This window comes from Vibrio sp. Vb1026, assembly GCF_033338745.1.
Lineage (GTDB): Bacteria > Pseudomonadota > Gammaproteobacteria > Enterobacterales > Vibrionaceae > Vibrio > Vibrio alginolyticus.
The window spans coordinates 368,228-390,939 of record NZ_JAWOTH010000002.1; the positions used below are offsets into that span (position 1 = coordinate 368,228).

17 protein-coding genes are annotated in these 22,712 nt (G+C 44.0%); 11 read left to right on the forward strand and 6 right to left on the reverse strand.

Going from position 1 to position 22,712, the window contains the following annotated elements; genetic code table 11:
• The first annotated feature begins 11 nt into the window (after window positions 1–11).
• On the forward strand, window positions 12–266 hold the full coding sequence (locus tag R7E47_RS05540; RefSeq protein WP_005387084.1) for a hypothetical protein: 255 nt from the start codon (window positions 12–14) through the stop codon (window positions 264–266).
• Window positions 267–367: 101 nt separating this feature from the next.
• Here the strand turns inward: R7E47_RS05540 and R7E47_RS05545 are convergent, their stop codons facing one another.
• Complete coding sequence (locus R7E47_RS05545; protein ID WP_318083954.1) at window positions 368–2,776, reverse strand: beta-mannosidase; 2,409 nt, start codon at window positions 2,774–2,776, stop codon at window positions 368–370.
• A gap of 303 nt (window positions 2,777–3,079) precedes the next feature.
• Here R7E47_RS05545 and R7E47_RS05550 point away from each other — a divergent pair, with 303 nt between their 5' ends.
• Complete coding sequence (locus R7E47_RS05550) at window positions 3,080–4,666, forward strand: BCCT family transporter (RefSeq protein ID WP_005373846.1); 1,587 nt, start codon at window positions 3,080–3,082, stop codon at window positions 4,664–4,666.
• Window positions 4,667–4,728: 62 nt separating this feature from the next.
• Here R7E47_RS05550 and R7E47_RS05555 read toward each other — a convergent pair whose 3' ends face one another.
• Complete coding sequence (locus R7E47_RS05555; RefSeq protein ID WP_064354534.1) at window positions 4,729–5,457, reverse strand: UTRA domain-containing protein; 729 nt, start codon at window positions 5,455–5,457, stop codon at window positions 4,729–4,731.
• A gap of 210 nt (window positions 5,458–5,667) precedes the next feature.
• On the opposite strand from R7E47_RS05555, the gene R7E47_RS05560 reads away from it, so the two are divergent.
• The 9 genes from R7E47_RS05560 to R7E47_RS05600 all read left to right on the forward strand — a co-directional run bounded on the left by R7E47_RS05560 (window position 5,668) and on the right by R7E47_RS05600 (window position 16,190).
• The gene (locus R7E47_RS05560; protein WP_005373851.1) at window positions 5,668–6,735 is read left to right on the forward strand and encodes an ABC transporter substrate-binding protein; all 1,068 of its coding nucleotides are present in this window, start codon (window positions 5,668–5,670) and stop codon (window positions 6,733–6,735) included.
• A gap of 12 nt (window positions 6,736–6,747) precedes the next feature.
• A complete protein-coding gene (locus R7E47_RS05565) occupies window positions 6,748–7,572 on the forward strand; it encodes an alkaline phosphatase family protein (RefSeq protein ID WP_005373854.1) in 825 nt (274 codons plus the stop codon).
• A complete protein-coding gene (locus R7E47_RS05570) occupies window positions 7,569–8,459 on the forward strand; it encodes an ABC transporter permease (protein ID WP_115386501.1) in 891 nt (296 codons plus the stop codon). Before R7E47_RS05565 ends, R7E47_RS05570 begins: the two co-directional genes overlap by 4 nt.
• Before the next feature lie 2 nt (window positions 8,460–8,461).
• A complete protein-coding gene (locus tag R7E47_RS05575) occupies window positions 8,462–9,250 on the forward strand; it encodes an ABC transporter permease (protein ID WP_115386500.1) in 789 nt (262 codons plus the stop codon).
• Complete coding sequence (locus R7E47_RS05580; RefSeq protein WP_005373862.1) at window positions 9,247–10,266, forward strand: ABC transporter ATP-binding protein; 1,020 nt, start codon at window positions 9,247–9,249, stop codon at window positions 10,264–10,266. The genes R7E47_RS05575 and R7E47_RS05580 overlap by 4 nt, the downstream gene beginning before the upstream one ends.
• A 2-nt stretch (window positions 10,267–10,268) precedes the next feature.
• Window positions 10,269–10,928 carry an HAD family hydrolase gene (locus tag R7E47_RS05585; protein WP_005373864.1) on the forward strand — a complete coding sequence of 220 codons (660 nt, stop codon included), beginning with the start codon at window positions 10,269–10,271 and terminating at the stop codon, window positions 10,926–10,928.
• Window positions 10,929–11,120: 192 nt separating this feature from the next.
• Complete coding sequence (locus R7E47_RS05590; protein WP_021707693.1) at window positions 11,121–11,777, forward strand: TetR/AcrR family transcriptional regulator; 657 nt, start codon at window positions 11,121–11,123, stop codon at window positions 11,775–11,777.
• The gene (locus R7E47_RS05595) at window positions 11,764–13,092 is read left to right on the forward strand and encodes an efflux RND transporter periplasmic adaptor subunit (protein WP_115386499.1); all 1,329 of its coding nucleotides are present in this window, start codon (window positions 11,764–11,766) and stop codon (window positions 13,090–13,092) included. The genes R7E47_RS05590 and R7E47_RS05595 overlap by 14 nt, the downstream gene beginning before the upstream one ends.
• Window positions 13,089–16,190, forward strand: coding sequence for an efflux RND transporter permease subunit (locus R7E47_RS05600; RefSeq protein ID WP_115386498.1), 3,102 nt, complete (start codon window positions 13,089–13,091; stop codon window positions 16,188–16,190). Before R7E47_RS05595 ends, R7E47_RS05600 begins: the two co-directional genes overlap by 4 nt.
• Window positions 16,191–16,697: 507 nt before the next feature.
• Here R7E47_RS05600 and R7E47_RS05605 read toward each other — a convergent pair.
• The 4 genes from R7E47_RS05605 to R7E47_RS05620 form a co-directional block, all read right to left on the reverse strand.
• Window positions 16,698–17,537, reverse strand: coding sequence for a DNAase (locus R7E47_RS05605; RefSeq protein WP_256902804.1), 840 nt, complete (start codon window positions 17,535–17,537; stop codon window positions 16,698–16,700).
• A 170-nt stretch (window positions 17,538–17,707) separates the two neighbouring features.
• Window positions 17,708–18,556 (reverse strand): DNAase, encoded by an 849-nt coding sequence (locus tag R7E47_RS05610; protein WP_318083957.1) that lies wholly within the window; start codon window positions 18,554–18,556, stop codon window positions 17,708–17,710.
• A gap of 395 nt (window positions 18,557–18,951) precedes the next feature.
• Window positions 18,952–19,218, reverse strand: a complete 267-nt coding sequence (locus R7E47_RS05615; protein WP_005373876.1) for a hypothetical protein — start codon at window positions 19,216–19,218, stop codon at window positions 18,952–18,954.
• 324 nt (window positions 19,219–19,542) lie between these two features.
• Window positions 19,543–22,701: an efflux RND transporter permease subunit gene (locus R7E47_RS05620; protein ID WP_086047539.1), complete on the reverse strand. Its 3,159-nt coding sequence runs from the start codon at window positions 22,699–22,701 to the stop codon at window positions 19,543–19,545.
• Window positions 22,702–22,712 lie beyond the last annotated feature (11 nt).

The window sequence follows — 22,712 nt, forward strand, 5'->3', positions numbered from 1 at the left end:
GAGACTGCAACATGAACAACAGCAGATGGGTCGGCTTTATAGGCGGCACGATTGTCTTACTTAGTACCTTTATCCTCTTCGGATCTTCCGTCCACGCTGCTTGGTACCGAATCCCTGCGGAAGCCATTCATGGTATCGCCTTCACTTTGGCTTTTGGTTTAGGGTTAAACAGCCTGCTGGCGTACGCGACGGCAGTGATTACTCTTGCTGCACTATTCTACATTGGCTTTGTCGTTAGCTATCGGGTCCATCAGAAACTTAAATAAACTTCTGTCTCAACCTGAGCTTAATAACGGATACTTGGTAACTAAAAAGGGAGCAAACGCTCCCTTTTTAGTTATCAGCATGTAGATGTTCTATGCCCGCTTTAATCATTAAGGTGGCATACCCTCAACGACTGCTGCATACCTGAAACATCATCACCTAAATACTCAACCGTCATTGGAACCTTGGCCAACAGAGTAAAACTAGAGTCACTGAACCTTCCATCAGCATCACTCTCCAAATGAACAAAAAACGCAGGCTTATCCGCAATCAATGTAATTTTCCTCCCTTCAATAGAGACACCTATATTGGCTTTCGCTATCGGCAAGGTTTTTAGCTCGTGAGTACTAAACCATGTGTTGCTTATTCTGTCTTCACCGATTTGCGCTTCAACATAGAAGAAGCCTGACGTAAGTTCGTCCTTCTCGATCGATTCATCCAATTGCCACAAAATCGTATTGCTGTCTGCTATGACTGTTTGTTCTAAGCTCCAACATTGCTTTTCTTCCCCTTGCCAATCTACCCACTTAAGCAGTACGTTGACGCTTGCGGACTCTTTGGCATCATTGAGCAAATGTAGGCTCAACTTGCCTGTATGCTCGGAAAATACCAAATACTGTGGCGCAAAAAATCGCTTCGCATGGTAGTGCAACTGCTTCCATCGACCACTGTATTCCAAACTAGACCAAGAACTGACAGGCCAATTGTCGTTGAGTTGCCAGTACAGCATGCCGCGACAAACTGGAGAAATGGCACGCCAATGATCGCATGCAGTTTTGATCGCGATTGCCTGCTGAACTTGACTTAAATACAGCATGCTCTCGAATCCAGAGGGAAAACGAAAATAGCGCGTGAACATCTCTGTGATAATACTATTACCTCGAAGGTTCTTCTGATGTTGTTCGAAAGTTGGGGATGTAATATTCCAGTCTTGCTCAGGGACAAACCGCTTAACTTCAGCAAAAGATGGCCAAGATTGAAAACCAAACTCAGAGCAAAAACGAGGATTCACGTCAAGGTAGGCACTGAATGATTTTCCTGAATGCCAAACGTCCCAAAAGTGCATATCGCCTTTACTATCATCATGCCACGCATCACCGAAATCCAGTTCACCATTACATGGGGAACTTGGCCAGAAACGGCGAGTGCTATCTTGCTCGGTAATCTCCTTCTCAATCATGCGGTTGAGGCGATCGTAGTTAACCGTGTATTTGACTTTACTGCGCTTAGATTCGTCATACCAACCAATAGCTCCAATCACTTCATTGTCACCACACCAAAGTGCGATTGATGGGTGCTCCTTGAGCCTCGGGATTTGGAATCTAAGTTCTTCTTCTACCTCTTTTAAAAACTCGTCGTTTGATGGGTACAACGAGCAGGCGAACATCATGTCTTGCCACACCAACAAGCCAAGTTCATCACAAAGGTTATAAAAGGTTTCACTCTCGTACTGACCACCGCCCCATACGCGAATCATGTTCATGTTGGCGTCAACCGCACTTTGCAAAAGGTTGCGATAACGTGTTTCGTACTCTCGCCCCGGCATTGCGTCAATAGGGATCCAGTTGGCACCTTTAGCATTAATCGGTACGCCATTGACGATAAATTCCATTGCAGAGCCGTGCTCATCAGCTTGGTTATTTAGGGTTAACTGACGCAAACCAATGTTGTGCGTTAACTTTTGCTCTCTGCAAGAAATGGTAATGGGATAGAGATACGCTTCGCCATAACCCGATGGCCACCAGCGTTGAGGCTCCAAAATGTGGAACTGGCAATGATAGTGACCACTTCCTTTTGTTTGAATACATTGACGCTCACCATTAAATTCAACAATCATTTCATGGCGTTGACTGTCCGTTTCCACTTCAACTACTACATCAAGAAACACACTCCCATCGGCTTGCCATTGCTGCTCTGTCGAGAAGCCTTTGAGCCAAAGCTCATTCACAATGTCGATTTGAATGGGGTCGTAAATACCCGATACCATCAAGCAAATGCCCCAGTCCCATCCGGAATGGCATTGTGTTTTGCGGATCAAGTTCATGTGTGGAATTTGGTTGTTGCCCATTGCCGATGGAATAGGAAATGACAATTTTTTTGCTCTTGCGATACCTTCTAAATCCACCCGAGCAAACTCAACCCGAATCGTGTTAGTACCTTGCTTTAAATGCGGTTTAATATCCACACGTTGCTGGGTAAACATGTTGCTGCAAGTTAGTGCTAACTCACCATTAACATAGAAGGTTGCCAAGGTATCGAGACGAGTTAGCGTCATCCAAATTTGCTTGGCAGACAACGTAAACGCGTCGACTTCAAACTCACGTGAGATATGCCACTCACACTCTTCAATCCATCGAACTTTGTTTTCATTATCGGCAAAATAAGGATCTGGAATCTGCTCTGCTTGTAAAAGCGCCGACACATTATCGCCCGGAATAAACATCGGAATTTCAAGATCGGGACGCTGTGGCGAGGTAAGCATCCACTGCCCGTTAAGTTCGAAGTGAGCCATTGAGTTAAACCTTAGCTTGGGAAAAACATGTTTTCTCAATGTAATCCTGATAATCCCATGCAAAAATAAGGGAAATGTTAATTACATACGAAATGCGGTGCATTTCACGTAAAAACTCTTTCTTTTGATCTCTACCCAAAAATCAGCAACTTGACTAACCTGTTAAAAATTAATCGAAATCTAAGGTTATATTTGCAACTTCGACATGTTAACATCATCGGCTTTTTGAACATCCTCACACTTTTCGTTGAAACGATGTGAGGGGAAATGCACGGCTTCATAGCCCTAAAAAGCGAAGTAATTATGTCAAATATGACGAATGCCGCCTCCCACACAGCGCCTATTCAGGATGCTGACTATTCTGCTATTCATCCCCCATCTTTACTCAAGCGCCTCGAACTCACCAATCCTGTCTTTTGGTTAAGTGGTAGCTTCCTCACTCTATTCGTTTTACTTGCTCTAACGAATACCGACTCTCTAACCGCAATGGTTAACACCGGCTTCGGCTTTGCTACTAAATATTTCGGAGCTTACTGGCAAGTACTGCTTCTTCTGAATTTCCTAATTGGTTTGGCTCTTGCGTTTGGTCGCACTGGTTATGTGCGCCTAGGTGGTCTAGCGAAACCTGATATTGATAACTTTAAGTGGTTGTCAATCGTACTCTGTACTCTACTTGCAGGTGGTGGTGTGTTCTGGGCCGCAGCTGAGCCTATCGCGCACTTTGTGACTGCTCCGCCTCTATACGGGGAAGCCTCACCGAAAACTGCCGCAATCAATGCCCTATCTCAGTCTTTTATGCACTGGGGCTTCTTAGCTTGGGCGATCCTTGGTGGTCTATCTTCCATTGTCTTAATGCACTTGCATTACGATAAAGGCCTGCCTCTTAAGCCGCGTACTCTGCTTTACCCTGTGTTTGGTGATAAAGCCATTAAAGGCTGGATTGGTGATGTTGCTGACGCATGTAGCATCATTGCAGTAGCAGCAGGAACCATCGGTCCTATCGGCTTCTTAGGTTTACAAATTAGCTACGCGCTAAACTCATTGTTTGGCCTGCCAGATACGTTCGTAACGCAAAGTATGGTTATTATGGCGGCGATCCTGATGTATACCCTTTCCGCACTGAGCGGTTTGAGCAAGGGTATTCAAATCGTCAGTCGTTACAACATCATTTTGTCTGTACTATTAATTGGTTACATCCTGTTCTTCGGGCCGACAAGCTTTATCGTTGATGGCTACGTGCAAGGCGTTGGTCGTATGGTGGATAACTTCTTCCCTATGGCACTTTACCGTGGTGATACAGGCTGGCTAAGTTGGTGGACAGTATTCTTCTGGGGTTGGTTTATCGGTTATGGCCCAATGATGGCGATCTTTATTGCTCGTATCTCTCGTGGTCGTACAATTCGCCAATTAATCATGTCTATTAGCATCGCGGCACCGCTGATTACTTGCTTCTGGTTTAGTATCGTTGGTGGCAGTGGCCTTGCGTTTGAACTTGATAACCCTGGTTTGATTTCATCTGCGTTTGAAGGCTTTAACTTGCCTGCAGCACTGCTAGCGATTACTGGTGAATTACCTTACCCAATGATCATTTCGGTTCTTTTCCTGATCTTAACGACAACATTTATCGTGACGACGGGTGACTCGATGACTTACACAATCAGTGTAGTGATGACGGGCTCAACAGAACCAAACGCAGTGATTCGCTCGTTCTGGGGTCTGATTATGGGTATTGTCGCTATTGCGCTTATCTCAATGGGCTCTGGTGGTATTTCTGCATTGCAGTCTTTCATTGTAATTACTGCCGTGCCTGTGTCTTTCATTTTGCTGCCAAGCATTTGGAAAGCACCCGGCATTGCAAGCAGAATGGCAAAAGAGCAAGGCCTCGTTTAAACCGCCTCTCTAACCAATATGCGAAAAAGAGCCCTTCATTGGGCTCTTTTTAATTCTGCGCTTTATCCTACGCTATCAATGCGAATCATCACGGCGTCTGGACGCCAATACTCGAATTCGCAGTCCATTAAATGCCCATCTTGTTTGTAGTTTACCCGCCGAATTTTCAGAACGGGTTGTCCTTCAGCTAGGTTCAACGCCTTAGCGACATGAGCAGGCGCTGACGTGGGAATCACATCAAAACGAGAGCGCTTTGTCTCGTAACCATACTTCTCACGATAAATGCCCGTCAGGGACATGGTGAGGTTCTCAAACAATATACCCTCAAACAGTGCCGCTTTGAGCACGTTCTCAACAAACAATACCGCTCGCCCATCAATAAAACGTAACCGTTCAATCACATAAATTGGGGTAATTCGCTCAACCTCTAACGATTTGGCATACTCACCTGCAGCCATTTCACTTCGTACGTTGAGTAACTTGGTTTCTGCAATACGATGCTGCTCTCGAATCATCTGATGGAAGTGAGAACGAGACAACGGGTTGTAACAGATACGCTCAGGAGATACATACCAACCCCGGCGCTCTTCTCGATAAATAAGACCTTCCGTTTCCAAAGACACCAACGCATCTTTGATAGTGATTCGAGTCGTAGAAAACAGCTCACTGAGCTCTCTCTCTGACGGCAGTTTTTGTCCTTCCGACATGATGCCGGAAAGAATCTGCTGTTTTAAGCTGCTTCTAATTTTTCCTAATTGGGTACCAAATTGTCCGGTGCCTGTCGCTCTCATTCTGATCTAGTCCAACGATAATTTGACGAATAACATAAGGCGTTTACGTAACAAAAATATGACATTAATCAACAGAACACATACTGAACGTATGAAATATAAGTGCCATATAAAATCAGCAAAACTGTCAAATTACTTGCGCTAAATCGTCACATTCCATCCATAGCATACAAAGCGAACTTACTGACCTAGTCCAGAAGGATGGAGACAATGAAAACTTTGCTAAGTCGTTCAATTACCGCACCAGCGGCAATCATTGCGGTAACGCTCGCTACGCCAACAGTAGCGAAAGAAGCCGATATTGAATCTTTGGTAGCAGCAGCACAAAAAGAAGGGGCGGTTTACAGTGTGGGTATGCCTGACAGTTGGGCAAACTGGAAAGACACTTGGGCTGATTTAAAGTCAAATTACAACCTTAAGCACCAAGACACGGATATGAGCTCGGCTCAAGAAATCGCAAAATTCGAAGCTGAGAAGAAAAACGCGACCGCAGACATTGGTGACGTAGGCTTTGCCTTCGCACGTGTAGCGGTTAAAAAAGGCGTCACTCAGCCATATAAACCAACAACTTGGAATGACATCCCAGATTGGGCAAAAGACGAAGATGGTCATTGGGCACTTGCTTACACTGGCACTATTTCTTTTATCTCCAACAATAACCTCGTAAAAGACGCGCCAAAAACGTGGGATGACCTATTAAAAGGCGACTACAAAGTGACCGTAGGTGACGTAGGCGTAGCAGCACAGGCAAACAACGCGGTTCTCGCCGCAGCGTTCGCCAACGGTGGGGACGAATCCAACCTCAAGCCTGCGCTCAAATTCTTTTCTGAACTCGCGAAGCAAGGTCGTCTTTCATTTACCGATCCGAACATCGCCAACCTAGAAAAAGGCGAAGTGGAAGTGGCGATCATGTGGGACTTCAATGCATTGAACTACCGCGACAAAATTGACCGCGACCGCTTTACAGTGAGCATTCCTCAAGATGGCTCTGTGATTTCTGGTTATACAACCATAATCAATAAATACGCGAAGAACCCTAATGCAGCAAAGCTTGCTCGTGAATACATCTTCAGCGATCAAGGGCAAATCAACTTAGCAGAAGGTTATGCGCGTCCAATCCGCACCAACATCACACTGCCTCAAGCAGTGCAAGACAAGCTAATTGCTAATGACCAATACAGCAATGTTCACCCAGTGACTGACTTCTCAGCTTGGGAAAAGTCCGCACGTAAGCTGCCACGTCAATGGCAAGAAAGTGTCTTAATCCACCAGCAATAAGAGTAAGTCGTTATGAGCAATAAGGTCATCCTTGTTGTTCTAGATGGACTGAACTATCAGGTAGCCCGTGATTGCATGGGCTACCTCAATGGTCTTCTAGAACAAAGTCGTTCCCAACAAGAAACTCGCGCAACGCTTTATCCTGTGCAGTGTGAGCTGCCCTCTATGTCTCGCCCACTTTATGAGTGCATTTTAACGGGCGTTCGCCCTGTAGAAAGCGGCATCGTAAACAACAATATCGTTCGTCTATCCAAACACGATTCCATTTTCAGTTTGGCAAAAGCCCAAGGAAAAGTGACCGCTGCGGCTGCCTACCACTGGGTAAGTGAGCTTTATAATCGCGCGCCGTTTGAACCTGTTCGCGATCGTTTCACGCATGATGAAACCCTGAATATCCAGCACGGCTGCTTTTACCATTGGGATCATTATCCTGATGAAGCCTTGTTCCTGGACGCAGAGTATTTACGCCGCAACTATCAACCTGATTTCTTACTGATCCATCCGATGAATATCGACGATACAGGACATAAGTTTGGCCTAGACTCTCGCCAATACCGCAATTGTGCGCGAGGTGCAGACATTATTCTTTCCAACTACATCGATCAATGGCTTGCTGATGGGTATCAAATCATTGTGACTAGCGATCATGGCATGAACAACGATCTTTCTCACGGTGGGATTTTACCTGAAGAGCGAGAAGTTCCCCTGTTTGTCATTGGTGATAAGTTTACCCATCAAGATTGTCATATTAAGCAAACTGATATTTGTGGCACCGTTTGTCAATTGCTAAACCTTGACCACACGAAGCCATACACTCAGGAATTGTTAGCACTATGAGCAGTTCAGTCCTCTCCCCAAGCTCCAGCGAATCACGCTCAAATTTGGCAAGTACTTGGTTAAAGCGCTTTAAGCCAGCCATTTGGTTGGTGCCTTTCGCGCTGTTTTTCTACCTATTTCAACTCGCACCGATGATTTGGGTACTGTTAAACAGCTTTATCTACGATGGCGAGTTTGCCTTCGATAACTACATTGAAGTGCTCGACTCCGCCTTTATGATGCAGGCGTTTGGCAACAGTTTGTGGTTAGCTGTATGGTCGAGCATTTTTGGCTTAGCCATTGCGACTCTGTTGGTCTCTTCTCTACGCAGAGTCGATTCTAAAGTCCGCGACGGTGTGATTGCGTTTACGAACATGAGCAGCAACTTTGCAGGCGTACCTCTGTCATTCGCTTTTATCATTATTTTGGGCACCAATGGGGCGATTACCCTTTTGCTCAAGCAGTATGGCTTACTCGGTGATTTCGACCTTTATGGTAAATGGGGTCTGCTGGCCATTTACATCTACTTCCAAATCCCGCTGGCGGTGTTGTTGCTCTACCCTGCGTTCGATGCGTTGAGTGATGATTGGCAAACAGCTGCTGCGCTACTGGGAGCCAAAACATCACAGTATTGGGCGAAAATCGCGCTGCCAGTGCTCTCACCAGCCTTATTCGGTACCTTTATTATCTTAATAGCCAACGCAATCGGCGCATATGCGAGTGTTTATGCGTTGACCTCCGGTAACTATAACGTCATCACCATTCGAATTGCGAGTCTGGTATCGGGAGACCTGTTCCTTGAACCTAATCTCGCCGCTGCAATTTCGGTGATTCTAATGGTGTTACTTGCCTTTATCACATTGATTAACCAATGGCTCATTTCGAAAAGCTATGCAGGTAGGAAGTAGTCATGCACAACGTTAATACTCGATTCCATAAAACAGTGGTTTATTCCATTGTTGGGATCATGCTCATCCCGATTTTAGCGACCTTTGTCTATTCGCTTTCATCACGCTGGGGCGCCACGGTGCTTCCAGATGGTTTCACTTTTGATTGGTACGTTAAATTGCTGACCGACCCACGCTTTTTGCAAGCGTTTGGGCGTTCGCTGTTTATTTGTATTGCTTCGCTAACCCTCAGTGTGATTCTGGTTCTGCCAGCGATATTCGTGGTGTTTTACTACTTTCCGAAGCTCGATAAGCTCATGAACGTATTGATTTTGCTACCATTCGCTGTACCACCAGTGGTGTCCTCCGTCGGCTTGCTTCAACTTTATGCTGACAGTGAAATCTCCCTTATCGGTACTCCTTGGATTCTAGTAGGTACTTACTTCACCATCGCGTTACCGTTCATGTATCGTGCGATTTCTAATAGCTTCGAAGCAATTAACCTTAACGATTTAATGGACGCTGCACACTTGCTAGGAGCAAGCACAACCAAAGCGTTTTTGATGGTCATTTTACCTAACCTCAAAAAAGGACTGATGGCATCGCTTTTCCTTTCATTTTCATTTCTATTGGGAGAGTTTGTGTTCGCCAATATTTTAGTCGGCACACGTTATGAAACCCTGCAAATCTACTTGTATAACATGCGTCAGACGAGCGGCCACTTTACGTCTGCCTTAGTGATGACCTACTTCCTATTTATTTTTTTACTGACTTGGTTGGCAAGTCGTTTCAGCCGAGGAGTCAAACAATGAGCTACGTAACAGCGAAAAATCTGACTAAACGTTTTGGTGATAACACCGTATTTGAGGACATTCACTTTAACATCGAGCAAGGTGAATTCATTACGCTTTTGGGCCCTAGCGGTTGTGGTAAATCGACACTACTTCGCAGCCTTGCTGGGCTTAACCCTGTCGATGGAGGCGAGATTTGGGTAAACGGAGAAGATATCACGCATCAAGTCCCGCAAGAGCGTGGTATTGGGATGGTCTTTCAATCGTATGCGCTGTTTCCCAATATGACCGTCGAAGGCAACATTGCATTTGGCTTAAAAATGAAAAAGCTTGCGAATGATGATATTCGACGTGAAGTGGCTAAAGTCATCAAACTGGTGGATCTGGCAGGTAAAGAAAAACACTATCCGCATCAACTTTCTGGCGGTCAGCGCCAGCGTGTCGCACTCGCTCGAGCGTTGGTGGTGAAACCTCGCATATTATTGCTTGATGAGCCACTTTCTGCGCTTGATGCCAAAATCCGCAAACACCTTCGTCAGCAAATCCGAGACATTCAGAAAGAGATGAATCTCACCACTATCTTCGTAACTCATGACCAAGAAGAGGCGATGATTATGTCTGATCGTATCTTCCTAATGAGTAAAGGGGAAATTGTTCAAGCAGGAACACCTGAAGAAATTTATACTCATCCTGCTAACGAGTTTGTGGCCGGTTTCATGGGGCACTACAACCTTGTAGAGGCCAATAAAGCCAAGCAACTCTTCAACATTGATACCGAATGGAAAGTAGCGATTCGCCCAGAGTCTATATATGTAAAAGAGCAAGGTCGTCAATATGATAGCCACATCTCAGCGCCACAAGTAGGTACGATCACCAACCACCAGCTTCTAGGTAATGTTATTCGCTATCAAGTGAACGTTGAAGAGTGTGAGCTCACTGTTGACTTGCTTAACCGCTCTTCAGAACGCTTACTAGCGAATGGCAGCCAACTAGAGCTACTCTTTAACCTAAACGAAATTCAACCAGTGAGAGCCTAAACATGTCCAAACCTTTGTATGTTTTTGATATGGATGAAACCCTAATAAACGCTGACTGCGCAATGATTTGGAACGAGTTTATGGTTGATAGAGGCATCGCGACTGATCCTTTATTTATTATGGAAGATCAGCGTCTAATGGCCTTGTACTCTGAAGGCAAAATGGACATGGAAGATTACCTAGCGTTCTCCATGAAGCCACTAGAAAACATGCCGATTGAAGAAGTAAACGCCTTGGTTGAAGAATGTGTTGAAAGCCATATTCTGGCTAAACAGTTTCCTCAAGCCAAAACCCTGATTGAGCAACTGTCTCGTGATGGTATAGATATGGTTATCATCTCTGCCAGCGTCACTTTTTTGGTGGAAGCCGTTGGTCGCCGTCTTAATATTCCAACCGCACTCGGAATTGATTTAATCGAGAAAAACAACCGTTATACTGCTGAAATCGACGGTATTCCGAGTTATCGTGAAGGCAAAGTCACGCGATTAAAACAGTGGCTAGAAAATCAGCCTGAGCCTTATTCCGAAATCCATTTCTATACCGATTCAATCAACGATTTACCGCTTTGTGAATACGCGAACTACGCTTATCTGGTAAATCCATGCCCACAACTAAAAGAACACGCCAACAGACCGAATTGGAGTGTGTTAAGTTGGGGGTGATCTAGCCTCAAAAGGCCGTTCTTCCTAAGTAAATACTTTTCTATTTGTTCAAAGAGCAGTTCTTTCTGCTCTTTTTTACTTCTCTTCATCACAAATTAATCACTTGATTAAATACTGATTAATTTTTCACATGTCGCATGAGAAATCAGCGTCTTATAATTAATCAAATGTTTAATATTTTGAGAGAAGATTGTGACGGAAGCGCATCGAAGGGCGGGAAGACCCACAGATAATATCGACGCACGGGAAAAACTGATTTTCCACGCGCGCGAACTCTTCACCATTATGGCTTATGACAAGGTCTCTACTCGCCTAGTCGCGCAGAAAGCAGGCGTGAACGTGGCGATGATTCGTTACTACTTTGGCAACAAAGAAGGCTTGTTCGAGACCATGTTGCGCGAAACACTGTCACCGATGCAAAAGCAGATGCAGACGTTGGTATCCAACAGTAACGAGCAAAACTTTCTCGATCTAATGCGCACCTACTACCGCGAAATGATCAAGGTACCACAGTTCCCACGCTTAGTTGCCCAAGTTATGAATATGCCCCCATCGGAAACCCAACGCAAACTGCTCGAAAAAGTCTTCGCAGATATCAGCAAGCCAATGCAAGGCGTGATCTTTGATAAGTTGATCGACAGTGGCGTTTTACGAAAAGACGCCGACCCTCAACTTTGTCGCGTCTCTTACATCAGCTTGATGGTATTTCCTTTTATGGCACCACCAGCACTGCTCGCCATTCATGGCATTGAACTTTCTGAAGCCTTCTTGAACCGATTATTCGAACACAACATACAACTGATGAAACATGGATTTTTAGACTCGGGCGACCAATATGAAGATAAATAAAAAGCTGCTGTTCTTTCCTGCTCTTGCGGTGGGGGTCGTCATTCTGTTTTTGGCGATTAGCCTCAAACCAGATTTGCCCGTAAAACCCGCTGGAGATCGTGCACGGTTGGTCGAGACGATTCCACTTGAGCTCAAAGCCATTGCTCCAGTAGCCATAGGGTTTGGCAAGATCGCCCCAAAAGTGGAATGGAAAGCGATAGCCGAAGTGACGGGGAAAGTGGTCTACCGCCATCCGCAGCTGGAAAAAGGACAAGTGTTGCAAGCAGGGACAGAAATCTTGCGAATCGACCCACTCGATTACGAACTGAAACTGGTTCAAGCTCAAGCCGATCTCAAATCTGCCCAAACCTCTCTGGCTAAGCTGAACCAAGAAGAAGCGAATCTCAAAAGCACACTCAAGATAGAAGCCAACCGTCTGGTTATCGCCAACAAAGAGTTAGACCGTAAACAAAACCTACGTAAGAAAGGCTTAACCTCGCAATCGGATGTAGATCAGCAAGAGCAAAGCGCGCTCTCTCAACGTAAGTTAGTACTGGATATTGAAAATCAAATTGGTTTGATGCCGGATGAGAAACGAGTCGCGGAAGCCCTAGTTAAAGTTAATGCATCAAAAGTGGATGAGGCCGAACGCTCGCTTGATAAAACCATCATCACGCTTCCTTACGATTTGCGTATTGCTGACGTAGAAATTGAGAAAAAGCAAGTGGTTAACCTCCAACAAACCATGGTGACAGGACATGGTATTGATGTCATGGAAGTGGAAGCTCAACTATCCATTCATGACATGCAAACTTTGGCGGCGAGCATCGGTGAGTTTGTCCGCGATGAATCTGGTATTCCACAACCTGATATGAATGCAATTCATGCCAACATTGAACTCAGCAGCGGTAACCTCTCTGCAAGCTGGCCTGCGAAAGTTGCACGCATCAGTGAAACGGTTGATCCAAGCCAAGCGACTGCCGGTGTGATTCTGGAAATTGAACAAGACTACCGTGCATTAAACCCAACGTCTGCGCCTCCATTGGTGAACGGCATGTTTGTGCGTGCCTTGATTGAGGGACAAGAGAACCCGAGTTGGGTCATCCCAGAGCGTGCGCTTCATGGCGATAAGATTTACCTGATGGGAGATGACAACCGTCTGCAAGTCGTCACGGTTGAAGTGTTATATCGCCGCAATAACCAAGTGGTGATCGATGGTGAACTAGAGCAAGGTCAGAAGCTGATCATCAACGATTTGCTCCCTGCGATTAACGGCATGCTATTGAAAGAGTCACCTGACCAGTCAGAAACGGCTATTGAGGAGTCTGATTCATGATCCGATTCTTCGCCAAGCATCCAACAGCAGCCAACTTGCTGATGCTAACGCTGCTGATATTGGGGATTTCTTCACTTTCCACGATTAAGCGTGAAACTTTTCCTGAGTTTGATCCGCCCTACATCCTAGCTGGTGTGGTTTACCCCGGCGCTTCCCCGCAAGAAGTCGAAGAGAGTATCTGTGTCCGAATGGAAGATGCTGTTGATGGCCTTGCTAACATTGAAGAAACGCAATGTGAAGCGATTGAAGGCTCTGCGCGTCTTATCTTAAAACTAAATGAAGAAGCCGACATCGGGCGCATGCTGGTCGACGTTCAAACTCAGATCAACTCGATTAATGACTTCCCGCAAGAGATTGAATCTCCTGTGGTACAAGAGCTCGATTGGAACGAGCCAGTTGTGGATGTCGCGATCACCGCAGATACCACATGGCCAGAGCTAAAAGCGTATGCCGAACAGCTTAAACGCACGTTAAAAATCGATTACGATGTCTCTTTGGTTGAAGTTGCTGGCTTCTCTGACCACCAATACCGAGTAGAGTTAGACACTCAAGCTATCCGACAACTTGGTTTGAGTGTTGGTGATATTGCGGAGCAGATTGGTCGTCAAAACGTCAAGTTGCCAAGTGGTAATGTCGAAACGCCAGATAAGAACTTTCTGATCCGCTTTGACGAACGACGCGTGACGCCGGAAGAGCTTGAGACTATCGTCGTGGGCTCTGGTACAAATGGCTCAATCATCCGTCTAAGAGATATTGCGACGATTACCGACCGGTTTGAATTGGACGAACAGAAAGTCCTCTTCGATGGTCACCCTTCTGCCCTACTAAAAGTCAGCAAAAACAAAGAAGATGACGCACTGCGTATCAAGGAACGGGTTGCTCAATTTGTCGAAGAACAACAAGCTATCGCGCCAGACGGTGTGATGCTACAAATGACCAATGACCTTTCATCTGTGCTTTGGGATCGCCTGACCATGATGGTCAAAAACGGTTGGCAAGGTATCATTCTGGTTTTCGCCACCATGTGGTTGTTCTTTAGTTTTCGCTACTCTTTTTGGGTCGCAGCTGGTTTGCCCGTAGCCTTCTTAGGTGGCTTATTTTTGATGGCGCAACTTGACCTGTCCATCAACATCATGTCTTTGGTCGGGTTACTCATGGCCATCGGTATCATGATGGATGATGCCATCGTTATTGCCGAATCGATTGCCGCTCACCTCGACCGAGGAGAAGAGATCGATGATGCCGTTATCAAAGGCGTGAAAAAGGTACTGCCAGGGGTCATCTCTTCCTTTTTAACTACGGTGTGTATTTTCGGTAGCTTGTTATTTTTGCAAGGTGAAATGGGTGCGGTACTTAAAGCGGTACCTCAAGTTCTGATCCTCGTACTGAGTTTGAGTTTGGTGGAAGCCTTCTTGATCCTACCTAACCACCTTTCTCATTCACTGCATAAACAAAAGCAAGAGCGAAAGACACCGAAGTTCAAACAAAAGCTGCTCGCTTCTTTTGAAAACTTCCGCAACACCACCTTGGTTAACGCAGTCGATAAGGTGGTCGAGTATCGCTATGCCTTTATGGGTGGTGTGGTTGCATTACTTCTTATCTCCGCAGCCACGTTAGTAGGTGGTTTACTCAAGTTCCAACCCTTCCCTGAGTTGGATGGCGACATTGCAGAAGCGCGCATTATTCTTCCTCCGGGTTCTTCTCTGTCTCAAACGGAAGCCGTCGTCGATAAGATCGTCGCTTCCGCTCAAAAGCTAGATAAAGAATGGACAGAGAAAGTGGAAGACGGCAATCCATTGGTTCTGCACATCACCAGTCAATTCAATGCTAACGCCGACGCGAACGAATCTGGCCCTCACATTGCCACGGTACGTCTGGATTTGCTGGGCGCCGAGAGTCGTAACACACTCATCGATGAATTTATCGATGCATGGCGCGAAGACATTGGTGAACTTGCCGATCCTATCTCGCTGGTATTTAAACAACCGACCATGGGGCCGGGTGGACGAGCGATTGAAATTCGAGCGAAACATGATGATCTGGATGCGCTCAAAGCAGCCTCTATCGACATTCAGCAATACTTGAATGAGTTTGACGGTGTCCATGGCGTGTTGGATGACATGCGCATGGGTAAAGAAGAAGTCTTGGTTAAACTGCGTCCGGGTGCGGAAGCTTATGGGATTAACGGCCAGCTCATCGCCAATCAATTGCGTGCGGCTTTCTTTGGCCAAACCGCAGACGAAATCCAAGTTGGGGTAGAAAACATTTCCATCGAAGTTCGCCTCGATAAAGCGCAAGCCGGTGACTTACAGCAATTGGCAAACTTCCCAATTATCTTGTCCGACGGCAGTCAAATCCCCCTCGCGACCATTGCGACTTTGGATTTCCAACGTAATTACGTAAGAATCCAACGCATTGATGGCTTGCGGACTGTGAGCGTATTTGGCGATATCGATAATACGAAAGCCAACTCAACCGCCATTATTCGTCAGTTCCAACAAGATGAAGCGCCAAAGCTTATGCAAAAGTATCCTGGTCTTCGCTTTGATTTTGAAGGCGAAGCCAAAGATACCGCTGAAACTGGGGCATCAATGGGTAAAGGCTTCTTGCTTGGTTTGTTTGGCGTGTTTGCGATTCTGAGTTACCAATTCCGCAGTTATTTGGAACCATTCGTGGTCATGCTTGCGATTCCCCTCGCCTTTATTGGCGTGGTATGGGGACACATCCTACTCGGTCACTCATTAAGTATGCCAAGTATGATGGGCTTCGTCTCATTAGCAGGGATTGTGGTGAATGACTCGATTCTGTTAGTTCAGTACATACGCCATCATGTGGATGAAGGGGATAATGTACATGACTCAGTAGTCAAAGCCAGTCGGGAACGCTTTAGAGCAGTATTCCTAACATCAATGACCACTGCAGCAGGTTTGCTTCCGTTACTGACTGAAACCAGTTTGCAAGCACAGGTTATCCAACCACTGGTTATCTCCATCGTGTTTGGTATTTTCGCATCCACTCTGCTGGTGTTGTTTATGATCCCTGCTGCGTATGCCATTTTAGCTGACTTCGGCCTAGTTCATAAACACGAAGAAATCTAAAACGACTGATAAGTAAACTTATCAAAATGAACAAGAGCGGCTTAGATCGCTTTTTGTTCAATACCAATACGTTAAAAAACACACAATCACTTAACAAACAGAGGGTTATTGTATCGCATTAAGTGTGAATATGAACAGTTAAGAATTAAGTATGTTGAGCTTTATATAACCGAATCAAATAACCAACACAAGATTTATAATATGTTTTATTGTCAAAAACGGCATTTCACAGAGTAAAAATACACGTAGGCAACACATTCACAATTTAAACTCACGATAATGAAAACATTGATTGAAGAATTAACATTTTAACAATCATTACAACAATGTTAACTTTAGCCTCGTTGGTCGCGCTGGTGGTAAGCCTCTCACCAAGCCTATTGTCAGTTTTATATGGACGTTCGACCACCTCCAAAATGAATAGACACCCAATTTGGTGCCCTTTTTTCGCCCGTGAAGGTATTCTTCGCGGGCTTTTTTCTTTAAGTTAAGTATGAACGCTCTGGATCAACTTTTTTTTGCCAACCTTTCGGATTTGGAGGTAGTATGCGAATCAATAAGCGGAGACAGTGCTAGCAACTCTAAAACATTTTTTTCAAAGATTTCATCCGCGTGTCTTACCCAATCTAAAAACTTTTTTTGAGCAAACATAGGCTCGATTTCATATAAAAATTCAATACTAAAGTAAAACTCATTTTTGATAGGCAAATTGTACACTCTTCGATAGTCTTTTTTATACTCCAAATTTCCTTCTACATATTTTGAAAATGTATTTTCACCAATCTTGATATCTTGGCATTTGATTGGAGGATAACCACGAAGAAACTCTCCTACAAGGAACTCTTCTTTCGCTCTCTTTTTTTCTTCGTTTATCGGGTCCATTCCCCAACGATGATTTGCATACGCAATGGCATCATTCATCAACTCTGTATGATCACCTTTTTGAGAACCGTCAGGTGACTCTACAGCATGATAAAAATCCACGTACTCTTTCTCTATAAATGAAGATAGTTGATTAACACTAGTAATATATTTATCTGAAGATTTAATCCTTAACCGAATATATAAGCTACCTTGTTTATTGATTGGTAATAGTGGATTTATTATTTTATTTTGAAAAGAGAAATAAATCGTGGCCAAGTTTATAAACTTTTCATGCCGCTCTACTTTTGAATCAATATTGAATCGTTGTAATTCAATAAAATCTTGGTATACATGACCTTCATATATATTGTTCGGACATTCAAATGATAGTACTAAGTCATCTATCTGGAATACATTATGTAACAAGTGTGCAAAATCTGGTTTCCCTCTAAACCCATCTTTAAAGATTTTGATAAAATTCATATTTATATCTCTTGTTATTTAAATATGTATTGATATTTGTGATAAGCTCTATACTAAATCCATTGGCTTTATATGCGCCATGGCGTACAAAGGTAAATAGACATCCAATTTGATTCATTTTTCTCTCATGGCTACATACTTTGCTAGCTTTTCTTGACACTGACGCTGTGTTACTCAGCCTTAGTTTTTTCGTTCAACCCCTTTACTGCTTTGGCTGTATACGAGTCGATGAGCGGAGACAAATCCAGTAATTCCAATACTTTTTTTTCAAAGGTTTCATCCGCACTTCTCACCCAATCTAAAAACTTCTGCTTAGCAAACATCGAATCGTACTTATACCAAAACTCGATGCTCAGGTAGAATTCATTTTTTATGGGTAAATTGTATACTCTTCGTAATTCACTCTTATACTTAAGATTACCTTCTGAGTATTTTGAGTATTTGTTTTTTCCAACTTCAACTATCTCACACTTTATTGGTGGATAACTACTTAAGAAACCTCTAATTAAATATTCTTCTTTTTCTCTTTTTCGGTCTTCACTTTCTGGAATTTCTCCCCATTGTTTATTCGCACGCTTAGTCAATTCTTTCATCAAGTCTGTATGATACCCCCTCATAGAGCCTTCACTTTGCTCCGGGGCATGATAAAAATCATAATATTCTCTCTCTAAAAATGAGGACAATTGACTAATATTATCAATATCTTCTCCAGTAGATTTAACCCGTAGCCTAATATATAATCCACCTTGTTTGTTAATAGGAAGCAAAGGGTTTAATATTTTCTTCTGAAACAAAAAATATACCGTAGCTAACTTTACAAACCTTTCATGCCTCTCTATTTTTGATTCAACATCGAACTGTTCTAAATTAACAAGATCCTGGTATACATGTCCTTCATATATGTTGTTCGGACACTCAAATGACAGCACTAAGTCATCTATCTGGAACGCATTATGTAATAAGTCAGAGAAATCCGGCTTTCCTCTAAAACCATCTTTACACATTTTAATAAAACTCATATGTCTATCTCTTACTCTTCAAATATGCATCAATACCTTTAAACGAACGCCTGAAATATGAGTTCTAATTCAAGTAAAGGTAAGCCACATACTAAGGTATTATGAAGGTCAAAAAGGAGATCGGATCTTTTCAAAATTTTAAATATCTAACATCACCTCCACTTTACTGAAATCTACACTTTTAAAAGTTACATCCGCTCCATCCAGCAATAGCTCATCAAACACGCCAACTATTGATAATGAGCTTGAGGATCTGATCCCTACCCATGAAATGAGAAACAAAAAAGCCAGCCTTAAAAGGCTGGCAAGTAGAGCAACAAGGTCAGTGCTTACTGCTAACTAACACCGAACTCGTATTGGATTCATTTTCGTCTGTTAGTCTCTTTTATCGGCGTTTATGACTTGCTTGCTTTCTCTTTGTGACACGTTACCTTTACTAACTGTTCTTGCTCATCTTTAATGTTTTTCACGATACGCTCATCACGTGCGTGAATGGCATCCATGTTCATTTGCTGAATATCTGCTATAGCTTCATGTTTCATTTCAGAAAAGTCCTGACGTAAATCTGAGCTCCACTCCTCTTTGTCTAAAGTGTTAGCAGCAGCGATTGGTGATGACATTACAGCAATAAGACTTAGAGTAGATAGAAATACGCTTTTCATAATAAGCTCCTTGAGGATTAGCAGTTAATTTTAATTACAATTTATATATTGCACATACGATGCCAACTTTTATTTTGTTATTTTTCAACAAGTTAAATAAAACCTCATATTCAACGTTATCTTCGTCTGGTAAATTTCGCTAACCAAGTGTCAAATTAACCATGCGAATTTAAAACATTAGAAACATACATATTAGAAATGCTTTGTCAGGCAGTTTTCTCATCAGATAATTACGTAACTGCCCACTAAAAAATCGCTTTGAATCAAAATACGGAAACAAAAAAGCAGCCCGAAGGCTGCTCCTAATCGTTAACATCAAGCTTGTTAACTCGATACGCTTGCTTCAACGCTCGACGTCACTGGCGACTTTCTGAAACGATTAATCAAACGATGGATAAACCTCTTAATCGATCTGAAAATATTTTTAATATCTTCAAGCATTAAATACAAACAAGGCACCAACACTAAAGTCAGAACCGTTGCGTACAACACCGCAAAGCCCAAAGCGACAGCCATCGGTATGACAAAACGCGCCTGCAAACTCGTTTCAAACATTATCGGCAATACACCCGCAAACGTCGTTATTGAGGTGAGCGTGATAGCTCGAAAACGAGCACAACCCGCCTCAACAACCGCTTGTTTGATGTTCATACCCCTTTCTCTCACTTGGTTTACGTAATCTGTCATAACCAGAGAGTCGTTGATAACCACGCCAGCAGCAGCGATCAAACCAAATGTCGACATCATACTGATGTCTAAACCTAGCCAGAAATGGCCCCAAATCGCCCCCGTCAGACTAAACGGAATGACGGACATTACAATCAAAGGTTGGGTATAACTTTTTAACGGTACAGCTAACAAGATGTAGACGATGATCATACCTGCAATAAAGAACAAAATCTGTTCATTACGCTGCGCAGCCTGCTCTTCAATATCACCACCCAATTCTGTTTTCACACTCGAGAACGCTTGCTTCATATCCGGTAAGATATTGTCGTCAATGACCTTCACGATTTCTTGAGGTTCAACCAATTCTTCGTCTATCGAACCATAGACATAAACGGTTTGATACCCGCCTTCACGTCGAATGCTACTCACGCCCGGCTGCTCGTTGATCTTCACCACATCACCTAGCATGACCTTCTTACCTGCTGGTGTTGTAATCACGGCGTAACGCAATGATGAGAATGCTTCACGCGTCAGTTGCGGGTAACGCACCATAACTTTAATTTCTTCACCATCACGAATAATGCGCTGTGCTTCGCCACCATAAAAGCTGCCACCAACTTGCTCTGCGATCATGGTGAGATCCAGACCGAGATCGTACGCTACAGGCGCAAGAGACAGGAGTACTTCTTTGCTTCCAGAATCAATAGAAGATGAAATATCATATAACCCTTCTTCCAGCTGTAAACGCTCTATCAAGTAACGCCCAGCCTCGTTGAGCTCATTGATGTTAGAACCAAACAACAAGTAGCCAAACTCATCTCTGTCACCACCACCCGCACTCTGCTCGCGGATTTTGATGCTCTTCATACCTGGAATAACAGGCATAGCTTCACGCCAACGTCGAGCCAGTTCAAATGTATTGAACGGGCGTAACTCTTCATCAACCAGAGGTACTAATACACGACCTTCGGTGCGGCTTCTGTTGTACGACAGCACATCACGAATCATTCCTTGACCATGTTCTGCAATGGTCTCAGATTCGATCTTTTGCATGACACGTTCAATAGTCTTGAGTGCACTGATTGTCTGCTCACTTGAAACGGTATCATTCATTTCAATAGTGATCGCAGGATAGTCAGTCGGCACTTTAGGGTTGGGGATCACCCGAACATAATTCGCGTTGATCAAAGCCGCGCTGATCAGCAGTAAACCACAGAACACCGCAAACACTGTCCAGCGCCAATGGGTGCATGTTGTTACAAAGTTCCGATATGGACCATTTACAAAACCAAAAAAACGTTGGTTAAATCGGTCACGCCAACCACCTGGTTTAACTGGCTTAAAATGAGTATGCGCAAGGTGTGCAGGAAGGATCAGCTTCGATTCAATCAAACTGAAGATCAAACACAGAATCACGACCCCCGCGATACCATAAAAGAAGGCACTATCAATACCACTAGACAACAAGAATGGTGCGAATACAGCAATCGTTGTCAGAACACCAAATGTCGCTGGCGTAGCAACACGTTTGACACCGCGTACCACGTTCTCGACACCGCCGCCCTTTTCTTCGATTTCACTGTACGCACTTTCTCCCATGACGATGGCGTCATCCACCACAATTCCGAGCACCATGATGAAAGCAAACAGCGAGACGATGTTCACTGTAATACCCAAAGCTGGCATCATCATTACAGCACCGAGGAAACAGACAGGTAGCCCAATCATTACCCACATAGCCAAGCGGAAACGTAGGAAAATGGTCAGCATAATCGCGACTAATGCAGCACCTTGCAGCAAGTTTTTCAACATCATGTCGAGACGCCCATTTAAATAATAAGTCGTATCAACTAAGACTTTGAGCTTAACATCCTGCGGCAATGTCTTGTTTTTTGCTTCAATATAATTACGAACGGACTGTGCAACAGGGATAATGTTCTGATCACGAGTTGCTTCAACAGACATGTAGATCGCATTTTGCCCTGAGTATTCAAAATAGCGCTCTTCTTCCGTAAAGCCATCTTTGATCGTGGCGATATCTTGCAGTAAAACCTTCGCACCATTTGCGCCAAGCTTTACAGGAATATTTCTAAACTCATCACCACGGTAGTATTGGTTTTCAATCCTTACTGCAATCATCCCTGAGTTTGTTTTTACTTCGCCCGCAGAAAAGTTGGCTGAGTAACGGCTGATCGCGCTGCTGATATCGCTCAACGTCAGGTCGTATTTACGAAGAACAAGTGGGTCAACTTCAATCGCTATTTCTTCTTCTGGCGCACTCAGATACACCAGCATGACGTTTTCTAACTGAAGTAATTCATCTTCGATTTGCTTAGCAAGCGGTTTAAGCTCCTCGAGCGGTCGGTCCCCAACTAACCCCATTTCGATTACATCTTGGCGCCATTCAACTTGGTAAACATTGATTGGTTCCATACCCGCTGGTAAATTAGACAATGTATCAATACGTTGGTTTACATCATCTAAGACACGCTTGATATCGGCATTAACGTCTACCTCGATAGAAACATACGCGCTACCTCTAGAGGCCGTTGAGACTGCTTTTTTAATCCCGGTGACGTCTTTAATCGATTCCTCGACCTTAACGAGAATACTCTCTTCTATCTCTTGAGGAGAAGCGCCAGGATAAGCCGCACGAACATCAATGTAGTTCACCTCAATATTCGGAAACATCTGCCTTTGAATAAAGAGAAAACTCACCACACCCATGATAATGATGAACACCATCAAAAGGTTGGCAGCGACGGGGTTATTCGCAAAATAGGCAATTAAGCCCTTTTGTTTAGTATCTTCCATGACAAACTCCT